General features: G+C 42.4%; 27 protein-coding genes and 2 tRNA genes. 1 reads left to right on the forward strand and 28 read right to left on the reverse strand.

From position 1 onward, the window contains the following. Positions 1-11: 11 nt before the first annotated feature. The 23 genes from rfbB to BM056_RS15235 all read right to left on the reverse strand — a co-directional run bounded on the left by rfbB (position 12) and on the right by BM056_RS15235 (position 21,892). Entirely contained in the window at positions 12-1,019 is a 1,008-nt protein-coding gene (gene rfbB / locus BM056_RS15125; RefSeq protein ID WP_092472264.1) for a dTDP-glucose 4,6-dehydratase, read from the reverse strand. Beyond that, complete coding sequence (rfbD, locus tag BM056_RS15130; RefSeq protein ID WP_092472265.1) at positions 1,016-1,870, reverse strand: dTDP-4-dehydrorhamnose reductase; 855 nt, start codon at positions 1,868-1,870, stop codon at positions 1,016-1,018. The genes rfbB and rfbD overlap by 4 nt, the downstream gene beginning before the upstream one ends. Next, entirely contained in the window at positions 1,867-2,328 is a 462-nt protein-coding gene (locus BM056_RS15135) for a dTDP-4-dehydrorhamnose 3,5-epimerase family protein (protein ID WP_092472266.1), read from the reverse strand. Before BM056_RS15135 ends, rfbD begins: the two co-directional genes overlap by 4 nt. 27 nt (positions 2,329-2,355) lie before the next feature. Beyond that, positions 2,356-3,423: a glucose-1-phosphate thymidylyltransferase gene (locus BM056_RS15140; RefSeq protein ID WP_092472267.1), complete on the reverse strand. Its 1,068-nt coding sequence runs from the start codon at positions 3,421-3,423 to the stop codon at positions 2,356-2,358. Continuing rightward, positions 3,420-4,520, reverse strand: a complete 1,101-nt coding sequence (locus BM056_RS15145) for a glycosyltransferase family 4 protein (protein ID WP_092472268.1) — start codon at positions 4,518-4,520, stop codon at positions 3,420-3,422. The genes BM056_RS15140 and BM056_RS15145 overlap by 4 nt, the downstream gene beginning before the upstream one ends. A gap of 1 nt (position 4,521) precedes the next feature. Continuing rightward, on the reverse strand, positions 4,522-5,820 hold the full coding sequence (locus tag BM056_RS15150; RefSeq protein WP_092472269.1) for a glycosyltransferase family protein: 1,299 nt from the start codon (positions 5,818-5,820) through the stop codon (positions 4,522-4,524). A gap of 48 nt (positions 5,821-5,868) precedes the next feature. Beyond that, the gene (locus tag BM056_RS15155; RefSeq protein ID WP_092472270.1) at positions 5,869-7,206 is read right to left on the reverse strand and encodes a nucleotide sugar dehydrogenase; all 1,338 of its coding nucleotides are present in this window, start codon (positions 7,204-7,206) and stop codon (positions 5,869-5,871) included. A 16-nt stretch (positions 7,207-7,222) separates the two neighbouring features. After that, positions 7,223-8,635: a polysaccharide biosynthesis protein gene (locus tag BM056_RS15160; protein WP_092472271.1), complete on the reverse strand. Its 1,413-nt coding sequence runs from the start codon at positions 8,633-8,635 to the stop codon at positions 7,223-7,225. A 206-nt stretch (positions 8,636-8,841) separates the two neighbouring features. Then, positions 8,842-8,917: transfer RNA gene (locus BM056_RS15165), tRNA-Glu, on the reverse strand. A gap of 11 nt (positions 8,918-8,928) precedes the next feature. Continuing rightward, positions 8,929-9,004 (reverse strand) — tRNA-Lys (locus tag BM056_RS15170). 131 nt (positions 9,005-9,135) lie between these two features. Further along, on the reverse strand, positions 9,136-10,422 hold the full coding sequence (locus BM056_RS15175) for an adenylosuccinate synthase (RefSeq protein WP_092472272.1): 1,287 nt from the start codon (positions 10,420-10,422) through the stop codon (positions 9,136-9,138). Positions 10,423-10,433: 11 nt separating this feature from the next. Next, positions 10,434-11,822 carry an NAD(P)/FAD-dependent oxidoreductase gene (locus tag BM056_RS15180; protein ID WP_092472273.1) on the reverse strand — a complete coding sequence of 463 codons (1,389 nt, stop codon included), beginning with the start codon at positions 11,820-11,822 and terminating at the stop codon, positions 10,434-10,436. A 190-nt stretch (positions 11,823-12,012) separates the two neighbouring features. Further along, positions 12,013-13,356 carry a replicative DNA helicase gene (dnaB, locus tag BM056_RS15185; protein WP_092472274.1) on the reverse strand — a complete coding sequence of 448 codons (1,344 nt, stop codon included), beginning with the start codon at positions 13,354-13,356 and terminating at the stop codon, positions 12,013-12,015. 117 nt (positions 13,357-13,473) lie between these two features. Further along, positions 13,474-15,399: a Lon family ATP-dependent protease gene (lonC, locus tag BM056_RS15190; RefSeq protein ID WP_092472275.1), complete on the reverse strand. Its 1,926-nt coding sequence runs from the start codon at positions 15,397-15,399 to the stop codon at positions 13,474-13,476. A 45-nt stretch (positions 15,400-15,444) separates the two neighbouring features. Next, complete coding sequence (rplI, locus tag BM056_RS15195) at positions 15,445-15,891, reverse strand: 50S ribosomal protein L9 (RefSeq protein WP_092472276.1); 447 nt, start codon at positions 15,889-15,891, stop codon at positions 15,445-15,447. A gap of 3 nt (positions 15,892-15,894) precedes the next feature. Then, complete coding sequence (locus tag BM056_RS15200; RefSeq protein ID WP_092472277.1) at positions 15,895-16,878, reverse strand: DUF2232 domain-containing protein; 984 nt, start codon at positions 16,876-16,878, stop codon at positions 15,895-15,897. 203 nt (positions 16,879-17,081) lie between these two features. Next, a complete protein-coding gene (gene rpsR, locus BM056_RS15205; RefSeq protein WP_092472278.1) occupies positions 17,082-17,312 on the reverse strand; it encodes a 30S ribosomal protein S18 in 231 nt (76 codons plus the stop codon). 12 nt (positions 17,313-17,324) lie between these two features. Further along, the gene (locus tag BM056_RS15210) at positions 17,325-17,744 is read right to left on the reverse strand and encodes a single-stranded DNA-binding protein (RefSeq protein ID WP_092472279.1); all 420 of its coding nucleotides are present in this window, start codon (positions 17,742-17,744) and stop codon (positions 17,325-17,327) included. A gap of 40 nt (positions 17,745-17,784) precedes the next feature. Continuing rightward, on the reverse strand, positions 17,785-18,081 hold the full coding sequence (gene rpsF, locus BM056_RS15215) for a 30S ribosomal protein S6 (RefSeq protein ID WP_092472280.1): 297 nt from the start codon (positions 18,079-18,081) through the stop codon (positions 17,785-17,787). Between the two features lie 313 nt (positions 18,082-18,394). After that, positions 18,395-18,580: a DUF951 domain-containing protein gene (locus tag BM056_RS15220; protein ID WP_092472316.1), complete on the reverse strand. Its 186-nt coding sequence runs from the start codon at positions 18,578-18,580 to the stop codon at positions 18,395-18,397. A 25-nt stretch (positions 18,581-18,605) separates the two neighbouring features. Further along, the gene (locus tag BM056_RS15225; RefSeq protein WP_092472281.1) at positions 18,606-20,000 is read right to left on the reverse strand and encodes an aminopeptidase; all 1,395 of its coding nucleotides are present in this window, start codon (positions 19,998-20,000) and stop codon (positions 18,606-18,608) included. A gap of 57 nt (positions 20,001-20,057) precedes the next feature. After that, complete coding sequence (locus BM056_RS15230) at positions 20,058-20,765, reverse strand: CvpA family protein (protein WP_092472282.1); 708 nt, start codon at positions 20,763-20,765, stop codon at positions 20,058-20,060. A 38-nt stretch (positions 20,766-20,803) separates the two neighbouring features. Continuing rightward, positions 20,804-21,892, reverse strand: a complete 1,089-nt coding sequence (locus BM056_RS15235; RefSeq protein ID WP_131820770.1) for a YkvI family membrane protein — start codon at positions 21,890-21,892, stop codon at positions 20,804-20,806. A gap of 122 nt (positions 21,893-22,014) precedes the next feature. Here BM056_RS15235 and yyaC point away from each other — a divergent pair, with 122 nt between their 5' ends. Continuing rightward, positions 22,015-22,614: a spore protease YyaC gene (gene yyaC, locus BM056_RS15240; RefSeq protein WP_092472284.1), complete on the forward strand. Its 600-nt coding sequence runs from the start codon at positions 22,015-22,017 to the stop codon at positions 22,612-22,614. A 62-nt stretch (positions 22,615-22,676) separates the two neighbouring features. Here yyaC and BM056_RS15245 read toward each other — a convergent pair whose 3' ends face one another. The 5 genes from BM056_RS15245 to BM056_RS15265 all read right to left on the reverse strand — a co-directional run bounded on the left by BM056_RS15245 (position 22,677) and on the right by BM056_RS15265 (position 26,093). Beyond that, positions 22,677-22,907: a YkuS family protein gene (locus BM056_RS15245; protein ID WP_165613552.1), complete on the reverse strand. Its 231-nt coding sequence runs from the start codon at positions 22,905-22,907 to the stop codon at positions 22,677-22,679. Between the two features lie 26 nt (positions 22,908-22,933). Beyond that, the gene (locus tag BM056_RS15250) at positions 22,934-23,584 is read right to left on the reverse strand and encodes a phosphoribosyltransferase (protein ID WP_207648197.1); all 651 of its coding nucleotides are present in this window, start codon (positions 23,582-23,584) and stop codon (positions 22,934-22,936) included. A gap of 160 nt (positions 23,585-23,744) precedes the next feature. Further along, on the reverse strand, positions 23,745-24,437 hold the full coding sequence (locus BM056_RS15255) for a DUF554 domain-containing protein (RefSeq protein WP_092472286.1): 693 nt from the start codon (positions 24,435-24,437) through the stop codon (positions 23,745-23,747). Positions 24,438-24,469: 32 nt separating this feature from the next. Next, positions 24,470-25,339, reverse strand: coding sequence for a ParB/RepB/Spo0J family partition protein (locus BM056_RS15260; RefSeq protein ID WP_092472287.1), 870 nt, complete (start codon positions 25,337-25,339; stop codon positions 24,470-24,472). Continuing rightward, positions 25,332-26,093, reverse strand: coding sequence for a ParA family protein (locus BM056_RS15265; protein ID WP_092472288.1), 762 nt, complete (start codon positions 26,091-26,093; stop codon positions 25,332-25,334). Before BM056_RS15265 ends, BM056_RS15260 begins: the two co-directional genes overlap by 8 nt. Between the last annotated feature and the right edge of the window lie 15 nt (positions 26,094-26,108).

Below are 26,108 nucleotides of genomic sequence, written 5' to 3' on the forward strand. Positions count from 1 at the left end.
GCTTACTCCCCCTAAACCCGGCCATACCATTTATTGTAATAATCCTGATAGACACCTGTTTTAATCCGCTTCCACCAATCCGGCTGCTTTAAATACCAGTTAACCGTAACCATTAAAGCATCCTCAAAAGAATATGCGGTCTGCCAACCCAGTTCCCGGGTCATTTTAGCACTGTCTATAGCATACCGTTGATCATGCCCGGGCCGGTCTTTTACGAATTGAATGAGTGTATCCGGCTTACCCAGCAAGTACAAAATTTTTTTTACCAATTCCAGATTACTCAGTTCATTATTACCTCCAATATTATACACCTCACCACCCAGCCCTTTTAAAATTACCGTTTCCAAAGCCCGACAGTGATCGTTTACGTAAATCCAGTCCCGCACATTTAAACCATCACCGTAAACAGGAATCGCTTTACCTTCAACTGCATTGGTTATTATCAGTGGTATAAACTTTTCCGGAAACTGATACGGGCCGAAATTATTTGAACACCGGGTAACCGTTACCGGCAGGTTATAAGTCTCGTAATAAGACCGGCATATGAGATCGGCCGAAGCTTTGCTGGCCGAGTACGGGCTATTGGGACAAAGGGGTGATTCCTCGCTAAATTTACCTTCAGACTCCAAAGAACCATAGACTTCATCAGTGGATACCTGAATAAATTTTTTTATCCCATAACTCCTTGCCAATTCCAATAAAACGTAGGTGCCTGCAATATTGGTTTTTATGAATGGTTCGGCATCTTGGATACTGCGGTCGACATGTGACTCCGCGGCAAAATTAATTAAAACATCGATGCCCCGTTGAAAAAAAGGCTCCATAAAGCTTTTATCCGCTATATCACCACGGTAGAAAGTATACTTAGCCTGTTCATTTAAATCCATTAAGTTTTCTAAATTTCCCGCGTAAGTCAGCTTATCAACGTTGATGACTTCCCAAACCGGTTGCTCTGCAACAATGTGCTTGATAAAATTTGTACCGATAAAGCCGGCGCCACCGGTTACTAGTATTTTCATAACTTTAACTTCCCCCTTTTAGCCAGGTACCGGGATAAAGCATCATCCCACCCCGGCAACAGGCAGCCTGTTGTTTCTTTTAAGGGAAAAGGATCTAATACCGAAAAGCCGGGCCTTGGGGCCGGGCGATTCATTTCTTTGGTTTTACATGCGACTAATTTAATTGAGCTATTGCATTTTTTAAATATACTTTCAGCCAAACCAAACCAGGTGCTATAGTTTTGATTGGTAATATGGTAGGTGCCATAACAACCGGTTGCTACCAGATCAGCTGCCGCCCGGGCCAAATCCTCTGTGAAAGTGGGACAGCCAAACTGGTCGTCGACAACTTTAATATCCCTTTTACTTTGCCCCAGCCGCAGCATCGTGTCCACAAAGTTTTTTCCATGCAAACCAAATAGCCAACTGGTTCTAATTAAATAAAATGACTTTAAAATTTCCCGAACCGCATTTTCGCCCCACAGCTTGCTGGCGCCGTAAACATTTAAAGGATTGGCCGGGTCATAAACTCCATACGGACGGTTTTGGCTGCCGTCAAAAACATAGTCCGTACTGATTTGTACCAATACGGCCTTGTTTTTTTGGCAGGCCAGGGCTAAATTACGGGGACCCAGCCCGTTAATTAAATAAGCCTTTTGCGGTTCAGCCTCAGCTCTGTCCACATCTGTGTAAGCGGCGCAATTTACCACAATGGCCGGCTGATAATGGTCAATTGCTTGCTGGACCTGTTCTAAATTGGTTATATCCAGATTTAAGTGATCTTTAGCAATTACTTGGCGTTGGCGGGACCGGAATTCAGCAACCACATCCTGACCCAACATACCCGCCGCACCGGTTACTAATACTGTCACCTGTGCAATACCTCCCAGGAATAGGGAATAGACGGATCGTTATAAGGCAGCCTGTATTCATCCGGCTGCTGATAGTTATAAACTTCGGTAGGTACATTGACTATTAATATTGCTTCGCTGCCCTCAGCGGTAAAGCCGTGATATACTTCGGGAGGAATTTTTAGCAGCACGGGATTAAGATATCCCATGTGAAATACATTTACCTCGCCAAAGGTTGAACTGTTTTTACGCGCATCATACAGTACCACCCGGGCCATGCCGCTGACACAAACGAAATGGTCCCACTGCCGCTGATGATAATGCCAGGCCTTAATTACTCCCGGATAAGCCGCAGTGACATAAGCCTGCCCAAAGGTCATGAACTCAGGCCAATCCCGGCGCAGCATTTCCATAAGATAACCACGCTCATCAGGTATCACCTTTAACTTTTTAACAATTACCCCGTCAATTAAATTCATACCAGCCAACAGCCCCCTTCGCGAAAGTCAGACCATAACTTGCGAATCATCTCCCACAAAAAGGCGTATGGCCTGCCTTTGTGTACTGCCTTTTTGTACATGAGTGTTATAACCGATTAAACTGTCTTCAATCCGATCCACATGATAAAGATGGCAATTTTCCAAAATTACAGAATGCTCAACCCCAATTTTTTCAAAGCAACAGTTTTTGCCGATAGTGGTAAAAGGGCCAATAAAGGAATCTTTAATTATTACACCTTCATCTATGCATACCGGGCCGCGCACAGTGCTGTTAATGATTTTACTGTTTAATCCGACTTCAACCCGCCCAATGATTTTACTCGTTTGATCAACATAACCTTTATTGATACTGCGCATATATTCGTCCAATACCACCCGGTTGGCTTCCAAAATGTCATCTTTTTTACCGGTGTCCAGCCACCATCCCTCCTGGCGACGGGCTTCTACCCGGTATCCCAAATCAATTACCTTTTGTATAGCATCGGTTATTTCCAGTTCACCTCTCCAGGAAGGGCTAATTTGATCGATAGCCGTAAAAATACTGGATTTAAACAAATAAATGCCAATTAAAGCCAGGTTGGAGGGTGGTTGGGGGGGTTTTTCAATCAGCCTGACAATTTGGTCGCCCTCACCCAGTACGGCTATGCCAAATTGTTGGGGATTTTCAACTTCTTTCAGCTGAATGATTGCTTCGCTGTCCGATTGCTCAAAACTGTCCACCAGGTGTTTAACACCACCCTGAATTAAGTTATCCCCCAGGAACATTAGAAAAGGCTCCCGCCCTAAAAAACCCCGGGCCGTTTTAACCGCATGGGCCAGCCCCAGAGGCTCTTGCTGAATAATATAAGTAATTTGGCAACCCCAGCGCTCACCGTCACCTACTACCGCACGCACTCTCTCCCCCGTTTCAGGAGAAATAATTACTCCGATATCGGTTATTCCGGCCCCTAATATCTGTTCGATGACAAAATAGATAATGGGCTTATTGGCTATCGGTATCAGCTGCTTTGCCGTGGTATGCGTAAGAGGCCGCAGGCGTGTTCCTTTTCCCCCGGATAATATAAGTGCCTTCACCGGCTCACCTCCTTGCCTTCCTGGTAAACCTCTTGCCAGACCCTGATCGTCTCCTCAGCCTGGCGAGTTAAAGTGAAATTATTACAAATTACTTCCCGGCCTTTTAGAGCCATGCTTTTTTGCAATTGAGAATTTAAAATAACTTTTTTAATAGCCCGGGATAATTCTGCCGGGTTGCCGGGTTCAACCATTAGTCCATTATATTCATCTTCGATAACTTCCGGTACACCTCCAACATTAGTGGCAATCACGCACCTGCCGGCCATCATCGCCTCCAGCAGGGCATTGGGGAACCCTTCCGTATAAGAGGGCAGAACAAATAAATCCAATTGATAAAGCAGTTCTGTCACATTCTCGACCAGTCCCAATAAATAAACCTGCTCCGTCAATCCCAGGTTATGAATTTGCTCCGTCAGTGCTTTTCTCAACGCGCCATCGCCAACTATTAAATATTTAAAAATAATTTCCCCGCCCAATTCGGATTTAACTTGTGCCAATGCTTTAAGCATTACATCATAGCCCTTTTCAGGTCTTAAATTAGCCACGGTCCCTATTGTAAAATATTTCTTTGCTATTAAAGGCGGCGGGGCCTTTAGCTCAGGTACCCCGTTATGAATTACGGCAATCCAGGTAGGATAAGCGCCAAATATTTGCAACAGTGTATTTTTCCCGGCGCAGGAATTGGCTACATAACAATTAACCAATTTTTTGGTTAGCCGTTCATACAAAGGTCTTAATCCAATAAAGTGCCCGGCTCCCACAATGCCCACCACAACTTTAACCCTCATTGGCCTGGCGATAAAACGGCAGAGCATACTTGCAGTAAAGCCATAAACCTGAATCAAATCAGTTTGAGTTTTAACTATTATAAGGAAAAACCGCCAGGCTACTGCGATAAAATTCAACTTGCTGGGCCATAAACCAAGAGAGTGGCAATTAACCCCGTTATTACAGCACCATTGAGTAACGTATCCCCCGCAATCAAGTACCAAGACCACAATTTTCAAACCGCGTTCCTGTAAATACGGCAACAGCCTGATGGTGTTTAATTCCCTCCCCCCCCTTCCGGAAGAAGACAAGAAAATTAAGACACCCAAATTAATCACTCCTCGTTAATTGTGCTTCTTGCTGCTGTTTTTGGCCCCACAAACCATGACTGATAAATATAAACAGGATCGACAGCACCTGAAACCGAACTCGGTAAATGCCACCCATATTCGACCCGCCAAGGGCGTAGATTAAAGTAAAACATGAAATAAGAATCAACAGAAATAAACACTCGCCCCGCCTATGCCGCCACAATCTGTAAATGCCCGGCCATACAGACAGATATAAAATATACAGCATAAACATTTCAGGCATACTAATAATTTTTAATAGCCCTCCTGATTGCCATGGCAGCGGCCCGAAAGCAAAGTAAAACAACCCCAGCGGCAGATACATCAAGGCTTTTACAGGTGAACTAAAGTCAACCTCTTGTGAGTAGGCTGAATCGCCTGTCGCTCCCGCATTATGCTGTTCCCCTATAGTTTCCAGGCTCTGACTGGCTAGATAGTCTTTTCCTAAAAACCCATAGCCCATTTGCAGCAGGGAAACACCCACAACCAAAACCAATAACAGCGTATAAATAATTCTTTTATTCCAGTTAAAATTAACTGCTGAAAAAATATAGGTAAGCGCCATAACAACGCCCAGTAATATGCCCACATAAAACCGTAAAGTAACCAGGGGCAACAGGGCCAAAGCTATGGCAAATAATTTAGTAAAGTGAAATTCCTGAATTATTTCTATAATTTTTTTTACAATATAGGTAATTAGAAAAACACAGAGGCTTTCTTTTAAATTAAGTGCCGACCATACAACAAAGGAAGGGAAAAAAGCCGTTAACGCAAAAGTATACCTGGCTGCTCTTCTACCGCTTAAATTAAGGGAAATAAAATAGAGGTTCAGCGCTGCTCCAATAGCTATAATACTGTTTATCAAACGAACAACATCAGGGTAATAACCGGTGGCATAAAAAATAAAAGCATTATAATAATAATATCCATAATTAGCCTTGCCGATGATATACTGATCGCCGGCATGCCAGGTTTGAACGATTTCATTGCCTATACGCGCATAAGTTATGCCATCGGCCTTTAAAAATGGATTATCAAATGCCTGGGTGGCGATGATAAAAACAACTCTTAATAACAAGGCGCCCAGAGCCAAGGTCCAGATTATCGAGCGGTCCTCAATGTGAATACGGTAACCACCGGCTAAAAAGAACACTGCCACAGCTGTAAGTGCCACTACTGAAAAAATAACCATTTTGTCATACACCAAAAGTCCGGCCAGTATAGCCAAAGCCAAAAACAGAGCCAGTTCAAGGCCACGATTTTTTAAGCCTTCTTTCATCAGGTTACAGACCACCTTCTCGTTAATTACCGGAATAAAAGGAAGGGTTTAAATTTTAATAATTTTTTCCCTGCCCTTTTGCACTTGCCTGGTAGCATTACGGGTATCCATAACCAATTTGGCATGGTCAATAACGAATTGATAATCAACACTGGAGTGATCAGTTACTATTAATACCAGATCAGCTTTAGCAATGTTTTCCCCGGTTAACTCAGTACAATGCAGCAGGCATTTGTTATCCGGTAAGGACAGCTGTGGTATATAGGGATCGAAGTATTGAACAACTGCTTTTTTGTCTTGTAAATCCTTAATAATTTTTAAGGCTGGGGACTCCCGTATATCATTAATATCTTTCTTATAGGCCACCCCTAAAATTAAAATTTTAGAGCTGTTCAGACATTTACCGTTATCATTTAACACTGTTGTGATTTTTTGGATAATGTATTCTGGAATCTGGTTATTTAATTCTTCCGCCAATTCAATAAATCGCGGTTGAAAGCCATAGGCCCTGGCCTTCCAGACCAAGTAAGCAGGGTCTATGGGTATGCAATGCCCTCCCACACCCGGGCCGGGGTAAAATACTTGAATACCATATGGCTTTGTAGCCGCAGCGTCTAATACTTCCCATATATCCAAGCCCATACGATTGCATAAAAGCATGAATTCATTGACCAGGGCAATATTCACCGCTCGATAAGAGTTTTCGAATATTTTGGTCATTTCAGCCGCATCAGGTGAACTAACTATAACCAAAGTGTTTAAACTTTGCTTGTAGAACATAGCCGCTACATGACTGCAAAGAGGTGTTATACCGCCCACTACCTTGGCTATATCTTTTGGATGGTACAGTTTATTGCCTGGATCAACCCTTTCCGGAGAAAAAACCAGAAAATAATCAAGACCTGCTTTAAGTCCACTGACTTCCAACATAGGTAAAACTATTTCCCTGGTTGTTCCGGGGTAAGTAGTGCTTTCCAAATTAATTAATTGACCGACTCTAAGGTTTTGGGCTATTTCCTGAACGGCTGATTTGATGTAGGATAAATCAGGCTGGCGCATTTCTGAAAGCGGAGTGGGAACACAAACTATTACTACATCGGCTTGGGGCAGACAACTAAAACCCGTAGTTACACCTAGCCGCCCCGACTTGATCATCTCACCCAGATCTTTATCGTTTACATCCTGGATATAATTTTTGCCCTCTTTGAGCATGTTAATGCGCGAATCATCAATATCAATGCCCATAACTTTAAAGCCTGCTTTAGCTTGCTGCACTGCCATCGGCAGCCCCACGTAACCCAGGCCAATTACAGCAATACTCGCTGTTTTATTAATAAATTTTGCAATAAGTTGTTCGGCTAATTTCCCCTGTTTAGTGCCAAACATTCGCAGACACCGCCCTTTAATTCTGTTTTAGACCCACAACGTTCATCAAATATGCCAGCAGCTCCTGATTTGAATAATTGCACTGATCTACAATCTCCAACATATCAATCAGTCCAATAAAATTATTCTTTTTCGAAGCTATCTTGAAAATTCGCTCATGTTTCGTGGGCATAATCTGTTCTTCATCTGAATAAAGCTTTTCTTCATATTTTTCCCCCGGACGAATGCCAGTATATTGTATCGCTATATCTTTTCCCGGTTCATAACCGGACAACCTAATTAAGTTTTTAGCAAGATCAGTTATATAAATTGGCTGACCCATGTCTAAAACAAATATTTCACCTCCCCGTGCCAAAGCTCCGGCCTGAATAACGAGCTGTACCGCCTCGTATATAGTCATAAAATAACGCTTCATAGCCGGGTGGGTTACGGTAACCGGCCCACCGGAGGCAATTTGTTTTTTAAATAAAGGAATTACACTGCCTCTGCTGCCAAGTACGTTTCCAAACCGAACTGCTACAAAATTAGTGGTGCTTACACCGTTCATCCACTGAATAACCATTTCCGCCGCCCTTTTAGTGGCTCCCATAACACTGGTTGGGTTCACCGCCTTGTCAGTTGAAATTAGCACAAAAATTTCCGTATTGTTTAAATGAGCAGCTTCAGTTAGTATCCTGGTTCCCTGAATGTTGTTTTTTACAGCTTCTTCTTGATTTTTTTCCATCAAAGGCACATGCTTATGGGCCGCAGCATGAAAAACAACAGCGGGACGGAATTGATTAAAAATTTGGCTGACCCGCCGGCAATCCCGAATATCTGCAATAACCGCGGCTAAAGGCACATCCGGGTATTTTTGCTTAAGCTCCCGCTCAATTTCATAAATACTGTTTTCACCATGCCCGAGCAAAACAATCATTTTAGGCTCAAAGACGGCTATCTGGCGACATATTTCCGAGCCAATTGATCCTCCAGCACCTGTAATCAGAACTACCTTGTCTGTTAGATAGTTGGCTATCTCGTTAATATTTAACGTTACTGCACTGCGACCAAGTAAATCTTCAACCTCAATGTCCCGGATATCGCTAATTTTAATTTTTCCGGTGATCAAATCATAAATCCCGGGTAAAATCTTTAATTGAACTTTTGTTTTTTGACATATCTCCACAATTTGCTTTATTACTTCACCAGACACAGATGGCATAGCTATAACTATGTAATTTATTTTTAGTTTTTTTACTATATTGGTTATACAATGCCTATTGCCTAAAACCGGGAGGCCATGGAGTATGGTAGTTTGTTTCTTAGGATCATCGTCCACAAAGGCTACCGGCACCCATTCACTGTTTACCCTTTGCTTCAGCACTTCCGCCACAATTCCCCCGGCTACACCTGCGCCGACTATTAACACCTTTTTTTTGTGCCCAGCCAAAATCTCGTCCCTCTCTTTTGAAATATATTGTGATTGCCTTACCTTACTTTATTTTGCATAATATGGCAGCATTATTAAAAAGGTGCATACACAATCCATTAATTAAAAAAGTGCGCACTTTTGATACTCAAAATCATCAGTTATGGGCAAAGCGGAAAGCGGGCACAAAAAAAACACCTTCAACATAAATGAAGAAGGTGTTTTATTGGTGACCCCACCGGGATTCGAACCCGGGTTACCGCCGTGAAAGGGCGGTGTCTTAGGCCTCTTGACCATGGGGCCATTTTGGTGGTTGGTGAGCCATCCGCGACTCGAACGCGGGACACCCTGATTAAAAGTCAGGTGCTCTACCGACTGAGCTAATGGCTCACAAATCCTACAGTTCTATATATTACATTAGATTAACTGATGTGTCAACAATCTTATAATTCCAGTTTTGTAAATTGCTTTTAACGGGCGGCGCTAATACGCCGCCCGTTAGCTCCAAAATTAAATCAAGCCTAAAAAATCTCTTTTAGCACCAATGTTTGCGCCCTGCCCGGTCCAACGCCAACTATAGCAACCGGCACACCTGATAATTGCTCAAGCTGTTTCATATATTCCAAGGCATTTTTAGGCAGCTGGTGATAATCGTCTATTGACGATATATCTTCCTGCCAGCCGGGGAACTCCTGATACACCGGCTCACACTGGGCCAGAACCTTTAAACTGTCAGGGAATTCTTTAAGAATCTCGCCTTTATATTTATATCCCGTACATATTTTTAACGTTTCCAGTCCCGTGAGCACGTCAAGTTTGGTAATGGCCAGATAGCTCAGGCCGTTGACCCTGGCCGCGTAACGGGCAATAACAGCATCGTACCAGCCGCAGCGGCGCGGCCGCCCGGTAGTGGTCCCAAACTCATGTCCACGATCCCTGATCTGATCTCCCAGTTCGCCCTGTAGTTCGGTTGGGAAAGGACCTTCACCGACTCTGGTTATATACGCCTTGGCTACACCAACAACAGTATTGATCTTGGTGGGCCCTAATCCCGCTCCCAGGCAGGCGGCCGCAGCTATCGGGGAACTGGAGGTGACAAACGGGTAAGTCCCGTGATCTATATCCAAAAGTGTTCCCTGAGCGCCTTCAAACAGCACTTTCTTACCCTGGTCAACAGCTTCATTAACTAAGATTGAGACATTGGACACATGTTTTTTCAGTCGTTCGCCAAAGCCGCTATAAAGCTCTAAAACCTGTTGACAGTCATGCTGTTCTTTAAAGTTATAGACCTTGGCAAGAACGTCATTTTTGTGTTCAATAACATCTTTTAGTTTGGCTTTCAACTCTTCCCGGTCTACCAGTTCAATCATGCGTATCCCGATACGTGAAGCTTTATCGGTATAAGCAGGACCAATGCCCCGGCAGGTTGTTCCAATTTTCTGTTCGCCCTTGCGATCTTCTTCAGCCATATCCATACTCTTGTGGTAAGGAAAGATCACGTGGGCACGCGGGCTAATCCGCAGGTTAGCAGTGCTCACACCCTGTTTTTCCAATGAATCAATCTCTTCCAGCAGAACCTCCGGGTCAATGACAACCCCGTTGCCGATCAGGCAGGTTTTGTCGCTGTAAAGTATACCGGAGGGAATCAGGTGCAACTTGTAAACTTTATCTCCAACCACCACTGTGTGGCCTGCATTGTTACCTCCCTGGTAACGAACCACCATTTCGGCCTGCTGAGCTAAAAAATCAGTAACTTTGCCCTTGCCTTCATCGCCCCACTGCGCTCCAACCAAAATAACCGTAGACATCGGTATCCCCCTTACTGTCTTCTAAGGATTTCCCTGGCAACCACTACGCCCGCAACTGAAGCCTGGGCCAGTCCTCTGGTCACCCCGGCCCCGTCACCTGCTGCAAACAGATTTTTATATTTTGTTTCCAGCCAGTTGCTGAGTGCCAGCCGGGAAGAATAAAATTTAACCTCAACCCCATATAACAGAGTATAACGCGAATTAACCCCGGGCGCAATTTTATCCATCGCTTTGAGCATTTCAGTAATACCCAACAAATGCCGGTAAGGAAACACCAGGCTTAAATCACCCGGGGTGGCTTCCTTCAGTGTCGGCTGCACCAAACTTTTCTTCATTCTCGCTTCAGTGGAACGGTGGCCGTCCAGCAAATCGCCCAGGCGCTGGACAATCACGCCACCCCCAAGCAGATTGGCCAGGCTGGCTACATACTTGCCATAGGAGATGGGCTCCCTGAATGGTTCCGTAAAAGTTTTGCTGACCAATACGGCAAAATTAGTATTACCGGTTTTATTAAACGCATGGCTGTGCCCGTTTACCGTAACCAATCCATCATTGTTTTCCAGCACCACTTCGCCATACGGGTTCATACAAAAGGTCCTGACCCGGTCATCAAAAGTCCTTGAATAATAAATTAACTTAGACTCATAGAAAACTTTGGTTAATGGTTCCATGACTTCAGCCGGCACTTCCACCCTTACACCGATATCCACCGGATTAACAGTGGTCTGCAATCCGAGCCTGAACGCTTCCCGGGCCAGCCATTCCGCACCTTCCCGGCCTGGAGCCATGATTATATAATCCGCAAATATTTCTTCGCCGCTTACAGTGCGAACTCCTTTGGCCCGCTGCCCTTCAACAATAATATTATCCACTGCCGTTTGGGTACGAATTTCCACACCTTTTTTCAGAAGATGATCCTGCATGTGCTGAAGAATCTCCTGGCACCGGCCCGTGCCCAGGTGGCGAATGGATACCGGAATTAATTTAAGCTCGGCCTTGGTGGCCTTGTGCTGAAAGTCCCTAATCTCCTCCTGATGTTCCAGGCCAAAAACTTCATTGGGGGCCCCGAACTTCAGATAGATATCGTCAATATATTTAATCATCTTATTGAGTTTGTCTTCACCAAGATACTGTTCCATGCTTCCACCGATCTCTGATGAAAGGGTTAGCTTGCCATCGCTGAACGCACCGGCCCCACCCCACCCACAAACAGTGGAACAAGGATTGCAATTAAAACAACTGCCGCCCTTTTCTCTGGAAGGACAGCTCCGGTTTTTGATATCGCGCCCCTTCTCAAGTATCAATACCCGCATGTGATCATTTTGTTCAGTAATTTCCAAGGCTGAAAAAATACCAGCCGGGCCTGCGCCTATAATGACAACGTCATATTGTTGCGACACTAATACTAACCTCCTGTTGACCACTCATTATATTTTGTGCTACCGGCATAAAAATAACCCAAACCAATGCTGGTGTTTGAGTCATCAATTAATAAGTGTAACTAGATTATTAGTTCATAAATAGTTCTCCGAATTATGTTATAAAAGCACAGCAATACTATAGTATCAAAAGGAGACGCTGTCTGTCAAGTTATTCATTCGTGGCCGGTTCATCTGTTCTGCGGGCGAGGTCCATAAATTTAGTATATTGTTTAAGGAAGGCCAATTCCACAGTTCCCGTAGGGCCATTTCTTTGCTTGGCGACAATTATATCTGCAATGCCTCTCTTTTCAGTCTCAGGGTTATAATATTCATCGCGGTAGATAAACATTACTACGTCAGCATCCTGTTCAAGGCTTCCGGATTCCCTCAGGTCAGACAATTGCGGCTTTTTATCCTGTCGTTGTTCCACCGAGCGGCTTAACTGGGCCAGTGCCATAACCGGCACATTTAATTCTTTGCCCAGCGCTTTTAGCGAACGAGAAATTTCTGCTATTTCCTGCTGTCTGTTTTCCACCTTGCGGCTGCCCTGCATTAGCTGCAAATAATCAATAATAATTAGCGCCAGGCCTCTTTCCATGTGCATCCGCCTGGCCTTGGCCCTTAATTGCCGGATTGTCAGCATGCCGGAGTCGTCAATGAAAATAGGCATTTGGGCCATATCCCTGGCCTTTTGGGTCAACTGGGACCAATCAGTGTCACTGATAAACCCGGAACGCAGTTTATGCTGATCTATCCTGGCCTCAGCGCAAATCATCCGTTGCACCAGCTGTTCCTTGGACATTTCCAGGCTAAATATAGCAATTGGCTTTTTCGTCTGCAGCGCTGCATGATAACCGATACACATACCAAAGCTGGTTTTGCCCATGGAGGGCCTGGCCGCCACTATGATCAGATCGCCGGGCTGAAGTCCCTGGCAGATATTGTCAAGCTCTTTAAAACCTGTCGGAACACCGGTTATTTCACCCTTATGTTTTTGCAGAAACTCAAAATGTTTAAAGGTTTCTAACAGAATATCCTTTATTTCTGTAAAGGCAGTGAAGGTACGGCGTGAACCAAGTTCAAACAGCATTTTTTCGGCTTCTTCCATCAGCCGCTCAGCGTCTTCGTTGCCCTCATAGCCCATATCGGCTATGCGAATTGATAAATTTATTAAATTTCTTAACAGTGCTTTTTCTTCAACAATTCGGGCGTAGTATTCAACATTGGCGGCAGTGGGTGAAATATTGGTCAGGGTGGCGACGTAAGTAGCTCCGCCGACCTTTTCCAGTTCGCCCTTGCGGCGCAATTTATCTGTAACCGTAACCAGGTCGGCGGCCTGACTGTTTTCTTCAAGTTCAAGGATGGCATTGTAAATAACCCGGTGAGATTCCAGGTAGAAATCTTCCGGGTTAAGAAAACGGATTACCTTGGATATAGCTTTGTTTTCCAAAAGTAGTGCCCCAAGCACGGATTGCTCGGCATCTATATTATGGGGGGGTACCTTATCCCACATTTATTAATCACCTGTCGTTTTGTAGAATTCAGAATTCAGGAGTCAGGAGCCAGAATACTAAGAGACAATAACCCGTTTTTTCATTCTGAATTCTGTCTCCTGACTCCTGACTACTAATCAATTATCTGGTTGTATCGACGTTTTAAAAACGTGCTCAATTATTTCCTCTACTGAAACCACTGTGACAACATTAACCCCCCTGGTATCAGTGGGCACATCTTTTTGGTTCTCCCAGGGGACATATACTGTTTTAACACCACACTGTTTAGCACCATAAATCTTTTCAGGAACACCGCCCACGGCTTTTACCCTACCCTGAATGGACAGCTCGCCGGTAACAGCAATGTCCTGAGGAATTGAGCGATTTTCCAGAGCGCTGTAAACTGCCAGAAAAATTGCCACACCCGCCGAAGGGCCGTCGATGCGCCCTCCGCCCACCACATTAACATGCACGTCGTAATCATGCAGATCACGCCCGGTCAGCTTGCGCAATACTGAGGCGGCATTAAAAACTGAATCCTTGGCCATACTCCCCGCAGTTTCATTAAACCGGATCACTCCGCCACCCTTGCGACCGGCCGGAAAAGCCATCGCTTCAATTTCCAAAGCCGAACCCAGGTAACCGGAAACACCCAGTCCGAAAATCCGGCCGACTTCTCCTTCACCACCGGCCTTTCTGCAGGTATACGGTGTCAGCCGGCTGACCTGGATAACCTCATACACATCGTCCAATACAATTACAGGTTGATTGTTTCCACCGGCTTTGTAGCAGGCAATAGCATAAGCATCTGCCAGAAAGTTTACAGCCTTTCTTCCTTCTATGGTGTATTCGGCAATAACCTCGGCAACTCCCTCTTGAAGAGAGACACCGAGCCTGCCGGCAGCCTGATAGACGATTTCACGAATGTCTGCCGGCGTTAATGGTTCAAAATATATTTCAGCGCAGCGGCTGCGAATAGCCGGGTTTATTTCTTCCGGTTCCCGGGTGGTAGCCCCAATCAAAATAAAATCGGCCGGAGCGCCCTCTTCAAACAACTTTTTAATATACCTGGGCAGATTAGCATCAGCCGGGTCATAATAAGATGATTCAAAGAAAACCCTTTTATCTTCCAGAACTTTGAGCAATTTGCTTTGTAAAATGGGATCAAGTTCCCCTACCTCATCAATAAACAGCACACCTGTGTGCGCATCGGTAACCAATCCCGGTTTCGGTTCCGGAATGCCGCTGTCGGCCAGATCGCGCCTGGCACCCTGGTAAATGGGGTCATGCACCGAACCCAGCAGCGGGTTGGTTGATTCTCGCGGGTCCCAGCGCAGCGTAGTTCCGTTTACTTCAATAAACGGCGCATCTTGGTTAAACGGACTGTTGGGTAAAGCACGCGCTGCTTCCAGCGCCAGTCTCGCTGCTGTCGTTTTTCCCACACCAGGCGGTCCGTAAAGAATAATGTGCTGGGGGAAAGGCGAAGCCAACTTTGACAAAAGAGATCGTACCGGGCGTTCTTGCCCAACGATTTGGTCAATGGCAGCAGGTCTCAGTACATCCAGAGCACGTCTGGTCAGGTTTTTTTGATCCAGCTTTTCAAGTATGGCCAACTTTTTTAATGTTTGGGCATTTTCGGGTCCGGTGTTTTCTTTAATGATTTGCATCTTAATTTCACGAACGTATTCTTCGTGACGTTGTTGCATGCGTTCATTAATTTTTTTATCCAGATCATCTTCTACTGTTCGTCTGGCTATGATGTCGGCCAGTTCTTCACCAATTTCATCCAATATGGCCGGTATCTCATCCATACCCGGTACTGTATCGGGAGTAGGGTCTTCAAAAACCAATTTTTTCAACGCTAATACTTGTTCCGTCAGATTTTCCGAACGCATCATTTTTAAAACATTTAATTTCCCAGCCCGTAAAACAATTTTATCCGACCCGTATAAATCGGAAAGAACATTATATAAAGCATTAACTTGTCTTTTAAGCTGTTCAAGCTCCCTGAACTTTGGTCCCAGATCTGTTTTGCCTTTGATTTTCTCAAAAAAACCTTTCATTATGTCTGTGCTCCTTGTTGTCGATTTACTGTATTCAGCACAAAATCACTCCGCTACTACGTTTACAGTGATTTGAGCCTGCACTGCAGGGTGCAGCTTTAAAACCACGGGATACTCACCAAGCGCTTTGATGGGGTTTTTTAAGATGATCTTTTTCTTATCCACAACCAGTCCGTGATTATTTTGCAAGGCATCGGCAATATCCTTATTACTGATCGCCCCAAAAAGTTTCCCTGCTTCACCTACCCGGGTACTTATTACAATCTTTAGACCCTCAATTTTACTCCCCAGTTCCCTGGCCTTGTCTTCAGCTTGTTTCTTTTGTTCATTTACTGCGCGCTTTTGCATTTCCAGATTTTTTAGTTTGCCTCCTGTTGCCTCTACAGCAAGGCCTCTGGGAATTAAGAAGTTTCGGGCGTATCCTTCAGCCACATTGATGACATCACCTTTTTTACCTAGCTTTTTAACATCATCAAGGAGTATTAGCTGCATCTATTAACCTCCTTTAGATCCCTCATCACTATCCGTAGACAGACGTCTCAAATTTGCCACGGGGTCAACAACACCCAAGGAGAGTATTATAGCCGTGGCGAGGGGTAAATATAAAAATAATGCAACGGTAATGATAATTTTCACTACCTTAGGCATCTTCCAGGCCCGCAAAAAAAACATCAACACAGCTGTTCCAAGGACAAAAAAGATAAATGCTGATATATACAGTATATTTTTACCGATTATATTCACTATTCTTAACGAGAATTCTTCACCGGCCATTGCCATAGCTAGACCGGTAATAACCAGCCAAATTGAATACCAGGGTAACCTCCATTCCAAAAACTTAAATTCAGGGGCGGCATCATAACCAAGTTTTCGTATTAGTAGCCTGGTAATAAAATAAGTAAAAATAGTCATAAAAATTGTCCAAACTGCTATTGTACCCGGAAGCAATACCTGAACCAGATGAATTATTTGATCTGCCACCTGTTGAAATTGTTGCCTTCCAATTTCATCCATCATCCCATTTTGACGGTACATTTCAGCCACTTGGTCCATAGCGGCCCGAAATTCGGTTGTTACATTGGCATACCCGACCCCTGACAGTACAAAACTGACGAACAAATTTAAGGCCGCCACTGCCAGCGCCCAAAAGAATAAAACAGCCATGCTGCTGTCAACCGAGACCTTATTTTTGATAAGCAAACCAATAATTACGCCAGTGGGACCAAATTGCATAACCAACATTAATGCTGAACCAATATGTCCAAAGGCGACTATTAGCATAAAAGTAGCCAAGCCAAGCGATAACAGCCCATATAACAAATTGTTTTTAATTATTAAATAGGCCAGTGGCACTGGTAAAAGCAGTGTTACCAGATAAAAGGCCGGAACAATATATAAGCCAAGCAGTCCAAGCAATGCAAGTAAGCCGGCCACAACTACTGTTTCAATTAAAGCCGGATAATTATCCTTTGCAATCAAGGAATCACCTCAATGGTGGAATCAAAAATTATACTTCTGCAATAAAACGATCATTTCCTTCCGTAACGTATAGTTTTTAGCCTGTTATTTGTTGCCCGGCGTACCAGGTCCCAAAAATAAAGGAAGGGGAACCATATTTGTTCCCCCCCAACATTATATTGAAGGGGACATTCCCCGCGAGGTGTGTCCCCTTTCCTTAATCTTTATTCCAGTGTAAATGGCAATAAGGCAATATTGCGAGCCCGCTTCACGGCAACAGTAAGCATTCTTTGATGCCGGGCACAGTTGCCGGAAATGCGGCGGGGCAGTATTTTGCCCCTCTCAGTTATATATTTCTTCAATCGGGGTACGTCTTTGTAATCAACTTTTTCCATTTTATCGACACAAAAACTGCAAATACGCTTTTTACCCCGGCGTCCACGTTCACGCTTCATTTAAACTTCCTCCTAAAACGGGATTTCTTCCTCGTTGAAGCTTATCTCACTGCCAAAACTTTCACCTTCAGCAATGCTGCTCCCTTTGGGTGGTACTCCCTGTTGTGATTCCTTGGGCCGGTCCAAAAATTTTACTTCATTGGCAACGACTTCGGCGATTGTACGGCGAATACCCTGATTGTCATCATAAGAGCGGATTTGTAATCTGCCATCCACCGCCACCAGCCGTCCCTTACTCAGGTGATTGGCGCAGGTTTCGGCTAGCTTTTGCCACACAACAATATTGATAAAGTCAGTTTCCCTTTCGCCCTGTCTATTTGTAAATTGACGGTCAACAGCCAAGGAAAATCCGGCAACAGGCGCACCACTTGGGGTATAACGCAATTCCGGGTCCCTGGTTAACCTGCCGATAAGGATAACTTTATTCATCATTTTTACCAACCACCGCCTTGGTAATTCTTTTATCTTTTATCTATTTTTCATCTTCGTCTTCGCGAATTATAATGTGACGCAATATTTCATCCGAGATTTTTAGTACGCGGTCAATTTCAGCCGCAGCTTCCGGTTCTCCGTTGAAATTCATAACAACGTAAAAACCATCGCGTACATGCTTGATTTCGTATGCCAGCCTGCGCTTGCCCCACTTATCAAGCTTAGTAACCTCGGCACCGTTATTTTCCGCTAAAGTCCTGACCTTGGCAATAGCAGCCTCAAGTGCGTCTTCTTCCAGGTCGGGCCTGATAATGAATACCATTTCATATCGGCGCACGATGTTCACCTCCTCCCTTTGGACATAAGGCCCTACTTATTTGTAACAAACCACGGCTAACAGTAAAGTTTTATCAACCGGGACTGTCACAGGTAGAGCAGGGTAGGCCAATTATTATTTTTTTGGCTACAAAATTATAACACATTTGCCTTAACGGAGCAAGAAAAGGCATAATAAAACTCTGCATTTGAGGATATTTCTCCACCACGAATAAATTGGGGACATACCTCCGACGCTAAAGCTATGACCCCAAAAGGAGGTGTGCCCTCTATCCTTAGCCCCCTCGTAAAAAAGAGGTATATACCCTCTCTTGTTAAGCTTGTGATATAATTTTTTTTACGCTTTTTTCAAATTTTGGGCGCGGAACCATAACAACTCTGCCACAGGTGGTGCATTTAATTCTAAAATCTATCCCGGTCCGCATTACTTCCCATTCATCACCACCGCAAGGGTGAGATTTACGCATTTTAACAATGTCCCCTACGTTATATTTAACCAGCAAACTCAATCACCCCGAAACTATCTTATGACTTATAAAACGCTTCATATCCTTTAACTGCCATGAACAAATCAAGCTTATGACTGATTTCAAAAGGCGAGTGCATCCCCAAAAGGGCCACTCCGCAATCAACCACATCCATTCCATATTTTGCCATTATATAAGCAATAGTCCCTCCACCACCTTGATCTACTTTACCTAATTCTCCTGTTTGCCAGATCACGTTGTTTTGATTAAAAATTTTTCTTATCAGCGCTAGATATTCGGCATTAGCATCATTGGCACTCTTTTTCCCGCCTGAACCTGTGTATTTGGTGATTACTAATCCACAACCCAGAATGGCGGAATTATTTTTTTCCATAACGTCCTCAAAGTCAGGATCTATAGCTGCGTTAACGTCAGCAGACAGTGCCCAGGAGGAACTCATAGCTTTTTTAAACATTAATTCATTATAATTGCCCGTGGTTTTTTCAATTAAATCAGCTATAAATTCTGCAAAGAAGCTTGACTGCATCCCGGTATTCCCGACACTGCCAATTTCTTCCTTATCAGCAAATAATGCTACTGCTGTGCGTGCGGGCTGATTGACCCCTATAATTGCAGCCAATTGGGCATAGGCGCAAATTCGATCGTCCTGGCCGTATCCGCCAATCATTGACTTATCAAAGCCCACATCTCTTGGTGCCGCTGCAGGAACAAGAGATAATTCCGCACTGATAAAATCCTCTTCCGTAATTCCATATTTTTGATGCAATATTCCTAATATCTTTGATTTAACCTTGTCTTCTTTGCCTGCATTATTATCTGTCAGGCTTCCGCAAATAGCGTTTAAGCTTTCACCCGGAACGGCTTCAATTAACTTTTTCTCCATTTGGTCTTTAGCCAGGTGCGGCAGCAGATCGGATATCGTAAACACAGGATCGTTGATATCTTCACCTATACAAACGCTGACAACTGACCCGTCGTTTTTTATAATAATTCCATGCAGAGACAAGGGTAATGCCAGCCAATGGTATTTTTTTATGCCACCATAATAATGTGTGTCTAATAATGCTAAACCAGATTTTTCATATAATGGCAATGCTTTTAAATCCAAGCGAGGGCTGTCTAAATGAGCGCCAATTATATTAAAGCCAGTTGCCAAAGGATTATTACCTATTACCGCCACTACCACAGCTTTACCCCTAACCATTCGGTAAACCCTGTCGCCTGGTTTTAAGGGGCGATTAATAGTATCGAGTGCTAAAAAGCCTTTTCCTTCGGCGAGTTGGCTAATGGCCAGTGCTGCCTCTCTTTCGGTTTTAGCCTTACTGATAAAAAATTTGTAATCTTCAGCAAGGTTCATTGCTATATCTTTTTCTTGATCACTAACATGCTCATAAACTGTTTTTCTTTTATATGCCAGGTAACTCATATCCATTATCAAACCTCCATCGATTTTTTCTTTTTTAGTATGGGCCGGTTTAAACGTAATTACTTAAATTTGTCTAAAGTAACTATTTTGAAGAGGCCCTACCGGAACAGACAGATTGAGTTTTTTTAAGAATTCAGTTGTGTAGGGATATAGTTTTGAGCCGGCGATTCCTTGATTAATCAAGCCCTGCCTACCACTAATGTCAGTATCACCAACTGTAATGAAGGGCCGGGCAAGCATCACTAAAATCAATATAATCAATATCCCTCTAAGTAGGCCCATTATCAAACCTCCAACCCGGTCGAGAGGCCTGAAAAATGTTTTTGACACAATACCAGAAATTATGCGTAAAACTATTTTAATGATGATAGAACTTCCCCAAAGTAGCGCTATAAATGCTATTACTTCAATTAGAGAAGTAGCAAGATGATTAACCATGGTCTGAATATTGCTGGGTAAATTAAATTGTAAAGCCTGGTTTTGTTGTTCACCATTAAATATTGTCAGCAATAAATCTAAAAACGATATTTTTTGGTTGAACTGCTCGAGCAATGTCAATGGTATTCTCTCTAAAAGAAATGCTGATACTGAACTTCCCCAACCTAGATGGAAATCAAGATAGTTGGCCAGGGACCTGTAGCCTGTAAATGCCACCCCTAATCCCACTATAATTCCCAGCAGCCTGGACATGCTGTGTATAAGTCCTTTGCTTAATCCTTGCCAGCCCGAAAATACTATAATTAAAATGAATAGCCAGTCTAACCAATTCATAGATCTAATTACCTTTCTAAAATTAATTTATTTTTCTATTATATAAGCTTTTTTCCTGCTGCCAGCTTCTTTTTAAAAATAATTAGTGGCGACAGTATTAAAACTGTTATAACAAAAAGCCCCGCATAACCGAAAATTGGGTAGATAGTTCCTACAAGACGATCAAAATCCATCATAGCCAGTGGTATCGCCAATAAAGTGACACCAATCCCTATTAATTTGTATTTTTTACTGCCTGGTGTGGCTAACCTTGATGCTAGGCCGTGCGTATTGGCAATTGCAGTTGTAAGTATTGCCATCCAGATTAAGACACCAATCGGATATTTTAAAGATTTACTTATTACTCCGGCCATAAATAAAGTTGGCACTTTATACTCAATTATTTCCGGGTATAATGACATGCCTGCTAGACAAACTACCCCGGCTGTAAAGCCCAGCCCCAGGCCACCTACAATACCGGCTGATACGGCCTTTTTAGGCGAAATACTTTTGCCCAAAGTTGTTAAAACTGCCAATACCAATACCATGTTGTAGGAAACATATAAAACACCGGACCACAGCCAATGCCGTTGGGTGATTGAAGCTGTTGTTGTTTCAAACATATAACCTGTAGCATCATGGACATTTATAATCAGCAGGCATAAACCAACAATTGCCAAAATTTTTACCGGAACCAAAATGGCATATATCCATAAAACTCCCTGCAGTCCGCCCATTGTGACGAGACAATTTATGACGACAATTAAAACAACACCAAACCATCGTGAAGCATTTAAATGCTCACTAAATACGGCTCCGCTCCCTGAGAGCATAATACTTAACCCACCCATAAGCATCAGTAAACTTAATATATCAATTACTTTGCTGGTTTTTTCACCAATTAATGTTCTAATTAAGGCTAAATAGTTATCTGTTCTTAGTTTAACTGATAGTAAAAGAGTTATAGCGCCCAGATAACTGAATAATACCGATACAATAATTACTTCACGCAGCCAGTCTTCCCCGTGCACCACAAAGAATTGCATTATTTCCTGCCCTGATGCAAAACCGGCTCCGATGACAGCCCCAATATACATAGCTACAATTTTTAAAAATGATATTTCCTTGTTATTTGACAGATCACTCACCCCCGTCATGAACATATTTATGTCTTTTTATATTAATTAATTATTTTTTCTTTTGGATGGAATATTCATATGAGAACGGGGTAATAACTATATTAATTGTTTTTTTTGAGGAGTGATTTTAAATGGCACTTTTAGATAATGATTTAATAACACATGCCTCACCAAAAAAGAACCGGATTCATGTAGAAGATCCATTGGCTATAGACAAACTTTATCAGGTATTGTCAGAAAAACTAAAGGCGCACTGTGCATTTGGATACGATAGTATAATATTACTTTGTATCGGCACCGACCGTTCTACCGGCGACTGTCTAGGGCCGTTGGTTGGCAATATATTAAGCCACGAGTCACAAAATTTAATCTATGTGTATGGTACCCTTGATAACCCTGTACATGCTGCCAATCTACAGGAGACAATAGACCATATCAATCAATTATACCGGGCACCTTTTATTATTGCTCTTGACGCTTGTTTGGGCAGCGTAGAAAACGTAGGTTGCATTACCGTAGGTGATGGCTCTCTCCAGCCAGGAGCCGGCGTTAATAAAAACCTCCCCAAAGTGGGAAATATGCATATCACCGGTATTGTGAATGTCGGAGGCTTCATGGAGTTTTTGGTACTGCAAAATACCAGGCTAAATTTGGTTATGAAAATAGCTAATACCATAGCAAGTGCAATCAGGTTAATAACACGCACCCATATTGTAAAAGAAGCATTATAGCGTATTGCAGAAACAGCCCGGAGCGTTTTAGCCGCCGGGCTGTTTTATATTTCTTTTAACTTTTACATAAATCCGCGTAATTCGTCAGTAATTTCCCTTATACTTTTCCCACTGGCGTCAATAACCTTTTTTTGTGTTCTAATATCTTGCATATCCATAAAGTTTTTTTCCATACCCGAAATAATAAGCGCGTCTGCATGATCAACCATCGTTCTATCCACTACTCTAAAGCCTTCCTTTACCAAATCATCACGCAGCCTTTGTAAATCATCATCCAATGCTATAGTTAGCAATTTCAACACCTCCGTTATTAAGTTTTCTATTTTTTTCTGCTTTTATGCAAAAGATTTATTACTTCTTCATCGGAAACCTGATCAAAATTTTCGTAGAATTGTCCAACAGCGTAAAACGTCTCCGGAACCAATGGACAAATTATTTCATCAACATCTGCACTAAGTGTTTGTATTACCTCTACAGGCGCAACCGGTACCGCCAATATAGTCTTTTTAGGATTTAATATTTTTTTAATTGACATGATTGCAGCCCGGGTGGTGAAACCTGTTGCTATTCCGTCATCTATGATAATCACTGTTTTTCCTATATAATTTGGATAATTTGCATCACCGCGATATTTAACCATTCTTCTTTTTATCTCATTTATTTCTTTCTGAGCTATTTCTTTTATCTCATCTTTGCTGATAAATTGCACCAGATGTTTGTTATCAGTTAAAATAACTGATCCATCTTGCGTCACTGCTCCTATGGCAACTTCCGGATTAAAGGGAGCACCTATTTTCCTGGGAATAATAATATCAATTGGCAGTTCTAGTACCTCGGCCGCCTGAGCAGCCGTAACCACACCTCCCCTGGGTATGGCTATAACTACGCCGTCTGTAATTTCTTTTTTCTTTATCTCTCGCGCAAGAACTCTTCCTGCATCAGCTCTGTCCTTATATATTTTGTTTTCCACACAAAATCACCCCGTTTTTCTTTTTAAAATATTCTATAAGGTGCGCTTACTTTATTTCATCTATACTTATTTTTTACATTTACCAAAGCAAGCGGAGCACTGTATATTTTTTTAGGGATGTAACTAAAAAATACTGAGAAAAAACCTCAGTATTTTTTAGTTACATCCAATTATATTTTTGTGCAAAGTAAGCAAGTGGTATGACAAAGAGTATGGCTGGTAAAAGATTTCCTATCTTAATCTTTTTAATTTCAAGAATATTAAATGCTATACCGATGATTAATAAACCACCTGTCGCAGTTAATTGATTAATCACATAAGGATTTAATATAGTTTTTACTGTTGAGGCCAGCAATGTAATAGTCCCCTGATAGATAAATACTGGAACACTTGAAAATAAAACTCCTATACCCATAGTTGAGGCAAAAAAAATTGCGCTTACACCGTCAAGCATGGATTTAGCAAATAAAGTATCGGGATTACTTTGAATACCGTCTTCAATGGCACCGACCACTGCCATTGCACCAACACAATAAATAAGACTTGTGGTAACAAAAGCCCGGGCAACATCTCCCCCATTCCCTCCTACTTTATTTTCCAACCAGATACCAAGTTGTTCCAACCTGTACTCTATTTTAAAGACTTCACCGCAAATTCCACCCAAAGCCAAACTTATAATTATAACCAGAAGATGCGAGCCCTGAAGTGACATTTGTGCACCAACCAATAACACTGCCAGGCCAATGCCCTGCATTACTGTATTTTTAATTGAGTTTGAGATACCCCTTTTTAGAGAGATACCTATTACAGCTCCGGTGATTATGGCTACCGCATTTACAATTGTTCCTGTCATTTTTTTCTCCCAAAATGTTTCACGTGAAACAATTAACTGATTTTTATATTTTCAATGATATTAATTAGTTCTACCTGGCTATTATAGTTTATAATCAGTTTACCGCTGCCATTAACATTTACCTTAATTTGAACCATCTTTCCTATTTTCTGACTTAAAAATTGCTCTAAATTTCTTATTTTATTATTTTTTTCATTACCGTTTTCTGCCTTACCTATTTCCTTGCCTGTGTTTTCTATATATTTTTTAACCATTTCTTCAGTTTTTCTTACGCTTAATTGTTGCTTTAATATTTTTAAAGTTAATTTTACCTGAATTTCGCTATCCTGTACTGGTATAAGGGCCCTGGCATGCCCTGCAGTAATTAATTCCTCAGCCAGCATATCTTTTATTTCCTTTGGCAAACCCAATATACGCACCATGTTAGCTATAAAAGGCCTGCTCTTGCCAACCCTGATTGATAATTCTTCCTGGGTTAAATTATAATTTTCCATTAAATTTTTATAAGCGCTGGCTTCTTCAATAGCATTTAAATCTTCCCTTTGGATATTTTCAATTAGAGCAGCTGCTGATGCTTCAAGGTCAGAATATTTTTTGATAATGACTGGTACTGTTTCCATCTTAAGCATCTTACAAGCCTGCCATCTTCTCTCTCCTGCAATAATTTCATATTTATTGTTTTGACCAGGCCTTACAATAATCGGCTGTATCAGGCCATGTGTTTTGATTGATTCCATTAATTCATTAAGATTTTTTTCATCTATTCTCTGTCTTGGTTGTTTCGGATTGGGGTAGATATCAATTAATAATACTTCTATTAATTGATTTTCAGAATTTTTTTGATTGTCCTGCTCAGGTATAAGCGCAGATAGTCCTTTACCAAGCCCGCGTTTTTTATTCAATGCCCATCACCTCTTGAGCCAGTTCGTGATACAGCTCTGCACCTCTCGATCTTTTATCATAGATCATTACTGGTTTACCATGACTTGGTGCCTCACTCAGCCTTACATTTCTCGGTATAATGCTACTATAAACTTTATTTTTAAAATACTTTTTAACTTCATCAACTACCTGGATAGAAAGGTTGGTTCTACCGTCAAACATGGTTAAAAGTACTCCTTCAATTTCCAATTGCTGATTCATCCTCTGCTGAACAAGACGCAATGTATTCATTAACTGCCCTAATCCCTCCAAAGCATAATATTCACACTGAATTGGCACCATGACCGAATTAGCAGCGACTAACGCATTAATGGTTAGCAATCCCAGGGATGGAGGACAATCGATGATTATGTATTGATATCTGTCACTATTTTTTCTTAATATATTTTTTAGTAAATTTTCTCTTCCCTCTATTCCAACCATTTCAATTTCTGAACCCGCCAGTTCAATAGAGGAAGGTATTAAATCCAAGCCGTCTATTACATTACTAACTATAACATCATTAAAGTTACAACCACCGAGAATTAAATCATAGATACACTTTTCCAGCGCATCCTTATTGATACCCAGACCGCTGGTAGCGTTACCCTGTGGGTCGATATCAACAAGTAATACTTTATTTCCCAGTATTGCTAACCATGCAGAAAGGTTAACAGCTGTTGTGGTTTTACCCACTCCTCCCTTCTGATTGGCTATGGCAATAATTTTACCCACAATATGCACCCCTTA

The organism is Desulfotruncus arcticus DSM 17038, from assembly GCF_900113335.1.
GTDB classification, from domain to species: Bacteria; Bacillota; Desulfotomaculia; order Desulfotomaculales; family Desulfallaceae; genus Desulfotruncus; species Desulfotruncus arcticus.

Bases quoted from the DNA above. Each gene is read 5' to 3' on its own strand.
- rfbB (WP_092472264.1), bottom strand. From the start codon at position 1,019: ATGAAAATACTAGTAACCGGTGGCGCCGGCTTTATCGGTACAAATTTT.
- BM056_RS15135 (WP_092472266.1), bottom strand. From the start codon at position 2,328: ATGAATTTAATTGACGGGGTAATTGTTAAAAAGTTAAAGGTGATACCT.
- BM056_RS15150 (WP_092472269.1), bottom strand. From the start codon at position 5,820: ATGAAAGAAGGCTTAAAAAATCGTGGCCTTGAACTGGCTCTGTTTTTG.
- BM056_RS15155 (WP_092472270.1), bottom strand. From the start codon at position 7,206: ATGTTTGGCACTAAACAGGGGAAATTAGCCGAACAACTTATTGCAAAA.
- BM056_RS15175 (WP_092472272.1), bottom strand. From the start codon at position 10,422: ATGTCTACGGTTATTTTGGTTGGAGCGCAGTGGGGCGATGAAGGCAAG.
- dnaB (WP_092472274.1), bottom strand. From the start codon at position 13,356: ATGTGGGATAAGGTACCCCCCCATAATATAGATGCCGAGCAATCCGTG.
- lonC (WP_092472275.1), bottom strand. From the start codon at position 15,399: ATGAAAGGTTTTTTTGAGAAAATCAAAGGCAAAACAGATCTGGGACCA.
- rplI (WP_092472276.1), bottom strand. From the start codon at position 15,891: ATGCAGCTAATACTCCTTGATGATGTTAAAAAGCTAGGTAAAAAAGGT.
- rpsR (WP_092472278.1), bottom strand. From the start codon at position 17,312: ATGAAGCGTGAACGTGGACGCCGGGGTAAAAAGCGTATTTGCAGTTTT.
- BM056_RS15210 (WP_092472279.1), bottom strand. From the start codon at position 17,744: ATGATGAATAAAGTTATCCTTATCGGCAGGTTAACCAGGGACCCGGAA.
- BM056_RS15225 (WP_092472281.1), bottom strand. From the start codon at position 20,000: ATGGATATGAGTTACCTGGCATATAAAAGAAAAACAGTTTATGAGCAT.
- BM056_RS15230 (WP_092472282.1), bottom strand. From the start codon at position 20,765: ATGAATTGGTTAGACTGGCTATTCATTTTAATTATAGTATTTTCGGGC.
- yyaC (WP_092472284.1), top strand. From the start codon at position 22,015: ATGGCACTTTTAGATAATGATTTAATAACACATGCCTCACCAAAAAAG.
- BM056_RS15255 (WP_092472286.1), bottom strand. From the start codon at position 24,437: ATGACAGGAACAATTGTAAATGCGGTAGCCATAATCACCGGAGCTGTA.